The 4,575-nt window shown below is 61.7% G+C and carries 4 protein-coding genes and 1 tRNA gene; 2 read left to right on the top strand and 3 right to left on the bottom strand.

The genetic code is table 11. From position 1 onward, the window contains the following. Nucleotides 1–241: 241 nt before the first annotated feature. Nucleotides 242–511, bottom strand: coding sequence for a hypothetical protein (locus PARHAE_RS19935; RefSeq protein ID WP_126156257.1), 270 nt, complete (start codon nucleotides 509–511; stop codon nucleotides 242–244). A 168-nt stretch (nucleotides 512–679) separates the two neighbouring features. Here PARHAE_RS19935 and PARHAE_RS19940 point away from each other — a divergent pair, with 168 nt between their 5' ends. Then, nucleotides 680–1,006: a hypothetical protein gene (locus tag PARHAE_RS19940; protein WP_126156258.1), complete on the top strand. Its 327-nt coding sequence runs from the start codon at nucleotides 680–682 to the stop codon at nucleotides 1,004–1,006. A 181-nt stretch (nucleotides 1,007–1,187) separates the two neighbouring features. On the opposite strand, the gene PARHAE_RS19945 is transcribed toward PARHAE_RS19940, so the two are convergent. Beyond that, the gene (locus tag PARHAE_RS19945; protein ID WP_126156259.1) at nucleotides 1,188–2,492 is read right to left on the bottom strand and encodes a hypothetical protein; all 1,305 of its coding nucleotides are present in this window, start codon (nucleotides 2,490–2,492) and stop codon (nucleotides 1,188–1,190) included. Nucleotides 2,493–2,783: 291 nt separating this feature from the next. Between PARHAE_RS19945 and PARHAE_RS19950 the strand changes: the two genes are divergently transcribed. Beyond that, complete coding sequence (locus tag PARHAE_RS19950) at nucleotides 2,784–4,490, top strand: recombinase family protein (RefSeq protein ID WP_126156260.1); 1,707 nt, start codon at nucleotides 2,784–2,786, stop codon at nucleotides 4,488–4,490. On the opposite strand, the gene PARHAE_RS19955 is transcribed toward PARHAE_RS19950, so the two are convergent. Next, nucleotides 4,447–4,523, bottom strand: a tRNA-Met gene (locus tag PARHAE_RS19955). The two genes, PARHAE_RS19950 and PARHAE_RS19955, sit on opposite strands and share 44 nt — an antisense overlap. Nucleotides 4,524–4,575: the final 52 nt, after the last annotated feature.

The following is a 4,575-nucleotide window of genomic DNA, read 5'->3' on the forward strand; positions in this document are numbered from 1 at the left end:
AAGCCCCGCATAAGATACGTCGTTAACGACGTCGCTATGCACGTGTCTTAGCCGATCACCCCACGCTCAGGCAGGCGGTGGCAACCGGGCGGTTACGGCCTTTCATGATGATTATCTGCCTCACGTGCAACCATGAGTGGCACAGGGTTGCAGACCGCGCAAATGAATTCGCCGACAATTTCTATCCTTCGCGCCGCACGCAATGCTTCTGGCGAGGCGACGATGCCGCAGGCGAGATCCCTCAATCCCCCGAAGCATAAAGCAGGGCGATGTCCCGATGGTGGAGTTCGCAGGCCCTCGTCTCTGACTTCACAACCGCGCGCTGCGGCTCCAGGACGACGACGCAGCCGCTCTTGAAGCTGTAATGCCTATCCCCGTTCGCCAAGGTCATCTGCACAGGAACCTCATCCATAGGCCGCTCAGGCTCCGCAGGGGCAGGCGCCGTCGCAACCGGGGTTTCACAGGCAGCAAGGAACATGGCGGCAGTGAGCGCGGCAATCGTCGTTTTCATGGTCTGCCTCTGGTATATCCTGTCCCACAACGCTCATCGGTCCAGAAGGGATGCGAGATGATTTCGGTGCCCGGATCGGCGAAATGGGCCGCTGCTACATCGACCGGTCCCCCTGATTTCCTGATATTGGCTTGAGCGACTGACCTTGGTTCGAGAAAGGTGATTTCCATGAGGATGTTTTTGATCGCGGTCCTTGCCGTCGCTGTCGATGGCACGGCAGAGGCCAAGTCGGCGGCTTGCAGCCTCACCGTCAGCAAGCGCGAGGTCTTCAAGGGGGCCTGCGACTATACCGCAGACCGGGACGGCAGCTTCCAGCTTGTCTCACCGAGCGGCTTTTTTGTCTATGTGAACATATCGGCCCCGGGCCAGGCCGATGGCTACTGGAATGGCTGGGATAAGGGGAACCACGCCCACACCGGTCTCGGGATTCTTCTCCGTGAAGATATAGATCGGGCATGCTGGTCGAACGGCTACGCCCAGGTATGCGCGAGGTAGTGTAGCCGCCCCGAGCCGAAGGCTGACGATGAGCCCCGGTGATGACGCACAGGCCCCTCTGCCACCCGACCAAAGCCACCTTGCTTCTGGAAGCGGTGGTGAAGCGGGTCCGGCAGACACGACCGAGGCCGAAGCCGCCCTCCGTGCCACTCTGCTGAACGTGCTGATAGCTATCAATTGATCAGGAGAACAAATTGCTCCGCTCTACCCCTTCCAATTCCAGCATTTTGGGGATTTCCGTCAACACGATTGCGATCTGCTCCAGATCGTCCATCCTGGCGGCGCGCCCCTCCTCGGCCCTTTGGGATATGTCCGCGAGTCCCATTATGAGCTTTTTATACTCCGAAGCATCGGCCAGCTCTCCACGCTTGAGCCGACCAAAGGCGCGCACCATATCGATTTCGTCGGAGAACAGCATGTGCTGAGCGCAGATCAGATATGGGTCTATATCGCAAAGAAAGGCTATGACCGCGAGGTCAGCCACGGTCAGCCGATCAACCGAAGGAATGTTGCCGGATTGGACGAGCCTGCTATGGAATTGTCCCTGAACGATCTTCCGCGCCGAACCCGCGGCACGCTTGCCATACTGCTCGGGAGATCGAACTACCTGATGCGCCCGCAACTCCCCAAGGCTGTTCATCGCCTTGTCGTTTCCTCTGGCCAGCTTGCCATCATCAGCGGCGATCGCTGCCGCAATGCGCCGTGCTTTAGCGAGAACCTCAAGGACGTCAGTTCGCAAGGCGGTCAACTCTGGCAGAACTTCTTGGGACGGAACATGGTTTTCGGTGATCTGACGCATCTTCATCCGCAGCGCCTCGCCGGAACACGATAATACCTCGCCTGGCAGGCGTGTCGCTATTTTTCGTCCATGATCTTCCAACGCCTCAATAAAACTCCGTAGGTCCGGATAATTCTCCGTATCCCGTTGGTCGGTCGTTCCGCCGCCGTTTATCCTGCCGGCATGAGAACTTTCCGCTAAGAGCGCGAGACTTGGTGCGCGACTCGTCAACCATGCAAAAAGCCGGTCTGTCCGAAGTCGCGAGTTCCTGGCGCCGAACTGCGCAGTGATTTCAGGGATGAGTGCGTAGGTCCACAGACTCAAGGCGTTTCTGATGGCTTGCTCGGCATGCGTGAGATTGCGTCGCCCCCGTGCATGGGACCCGCTTCTCCGCAGGGGCGCGACGAGGATCACATATCCCTGTTGAATGAACCGCCTCTTTTCGATGGGAGATATCAACGTGCTCTTCGCGACCACCTGCTGGGTCGTGGGCACGAAGGCACTGAATCGGCGCCTTCCCACACTGTCGATAATCGACTGAGGAATAAGCTGTTCGTCGTAATTCGCTTTGTCGAGATCGTAGATCAGGAGGGCCGGCGCCAAGTCAGCGAAGCGAACCTCTGGCGAATTGCTGTCCCGTTGTCTCTTCTCGAGTTCAGCTTGCGCACCAACCTGGATCCTCGAGAGAGCTGCTTCAATTTCATCCATCGACGCCTCTCACATCAAACAGCCGATTTGTTTCCCAAGTCGGTCCCGAACTCTCCTTCAGATTGCACGGACCTTTCCGTCCGGGTCAATCTCGATGTCCAGAACGCCACTCAAGCCGAACCGATCCCCGTCAGCCTGTCGGGCTGATCAGCCGCGAGCCAGCGACGCGGACATTGATTACCTGGCGCAAGAACCCCATCATGAAGGCCTCGACGCCCTCGTCCGCCTCCTCGCCCGGCAGGCGGCACGGGAGTATCTGGGCCAATCCACCACGGAGGGAGGGGACACGCCGTGACCTTCAAAGCATCATCGCCTGTCCGGGCGGCCGTCTATGCCCGCTATTCCTCCGATCTGCAGCGGGATGCCTCGATCGAGGACCAGCTTCGGCTCTGCCGCAAGCTGTGCGCCGACAATGGCTGGCTGGTGACGGAGACGTTCCAGGATCGGGCGAGCAGCGGGTCCTTCGATCTGCGCCCCGGATTTCAGGGTCTGCGACAGGCCGCCATGCGAGGCGGCTTCGACGTCGTGGTGGCCGAGGCCCTGGACCGTTTCTCGCGCGACCAGGAGCACATCGCAGGCTTTCACAAGCAGATGAGCTTTCAGGGTATCCGCATCGTCACCAAGACCGAGGGCGAGATCAACGAGATGCATGTCGGCCTCGGCGGCACGATGGCGGCCCTCTACATCAAGCACCTCGCCCAGAAGACCCATCGGGGGCTGGAGGGCCGGGTGCGGGAGGGCAAGTCCGCCGGCGGCATCGGCTATGGCTACAAGGTCGATCGCCAGGCGCTGCCCGATGGCAGCCTGACCGCGGGCGATCGGGTCATCCACGAGGCGGAAGCGGCGATCGTGCGGCGGATCTTCCGCGACTATGCGGCGGGCAAGAGCGCCCGCACCATCGCCGTCGCGCTGAACGCGGCAGGCATCCCTTCTCCAGCTTCGGGCCGCAGCAGCGGCACCTGGAGCGCTTCCACCATCGGCGGCAACTGGAAGCGCGGCACGGGGATCCTCAACAACGAACTCTATGTCGGCAAGCTGGTCTGGAACCGGCTGCACTACCGCAAGGATCCCACCACCGGAAAGCGGGTCTCGCGGCTGAACCCGCCCGAGGACTGGGTCGTCGAGGAGGTGCCACATCTGGGCATCGTCGACCACGCTCTCTGGGAGAAGGTGAAGGCCCGCCAGGAGGCAACCCGCGAGGAGATCTTCGAAAGCCGGGCCGAGAACCCTGACGCGCCGGGCATCGAACGTGGCCACCGGCCCCGTTACCTGCTTTCCGATCTGGTCCGCTGCGGCTGCTGCGGGGGCGGCTATTCGATGATCAGCAAGTCCCGGCTCGGCTGTTCGACGGCGCGCAACAAGGGGACCTGCGGCTATCGCCGGACGATCCTGCGCGAGGAGGTGGAGGAGCGAGTGCTCTCTGGCCTGAGGGAGCGGCTGATGAGACCGGACCTACTGCGCCGGTTCATCGAGGAGTTTCAGCGCGAGGTGCAGAGGGGGCGCCAGGAGGCCTTGGCGGAACGGGCCGATCTCGAACGCCGCCACGTCCGCGTCAAGAAAGCCATCGACAGCATCATCACCGCGATCACCGAGGGGATGTATAGCCCCTCCATGAAGGAGAAGATGGACGCGCTCGAAGCCGAGCGCGCCGAGATCGAAGCCGCCCTCGCCCGCACCGAAGAACCTTCACCGGTGGCGATGCATCCCGGCATCGTCGCCGTCTACGAGAAGAAGGTGGCGGCGCTGAGCACGGCGCTGAACGCCGACGACACGCGCGTGGAGGCGGCGATGATCCTGCGCGGGCTGATCGAGAAGGTGGTGATCCACCCTGGTCCGGAGACGCAGGGGATCGATCTTTACGGAGAGCTGGGGGCGATCCTGGCGCTCTGCGCGGATCGGGAGGCCACACATGCCGACGCCCGCCTGGGCGGCGGGCGTTCGAGGCAAGTGACGATGGTTGCGGGGACAGGATTTGAACCTGTGACCTTCAGGTTATGAGCCTGACGAGCTACCGGGCTGCTCTACCCCGCGCCATGGTTGTCTTGATCGGAGGCGTTATCGTTTCAGAGGGATGTTTTGCGTC

The sequence above is a fragment of the Paracoccus haematequi genome (assembly GCF_900631945.1).
GTDB classification, from domain to species: Bacteria; Pseudomonadota; Alphaproteobacteria; order Rhodobacterales; family Rhodobacteraceae; genus Paracoccus; species Paracoccus haematequi_A.

Coding starts and splice junctions, on each gene's coding strand:
- PARHAE_RS19945 (WP_126156259.1), bottom strand. CDS start 2,492: ATGGATGAAATTGAAGCAGCTCTCTCGAGGATCCAGGTTGGTGCGCAA.
- PARHAE_RS19935 (WP_126156257.1), bottom strand. CDS start 511: ATGAAAACGACGATTGCCGCGCTCACTGCCGCCATGTTCCTTGCTGCC.
- PARHAE_RS19940 (WP_126156258.1), top strand. CDS start 680: ATGAGGATGTTTTTGATCGCGGTCCTTGCCGTCGCTGTCGATGGCACG.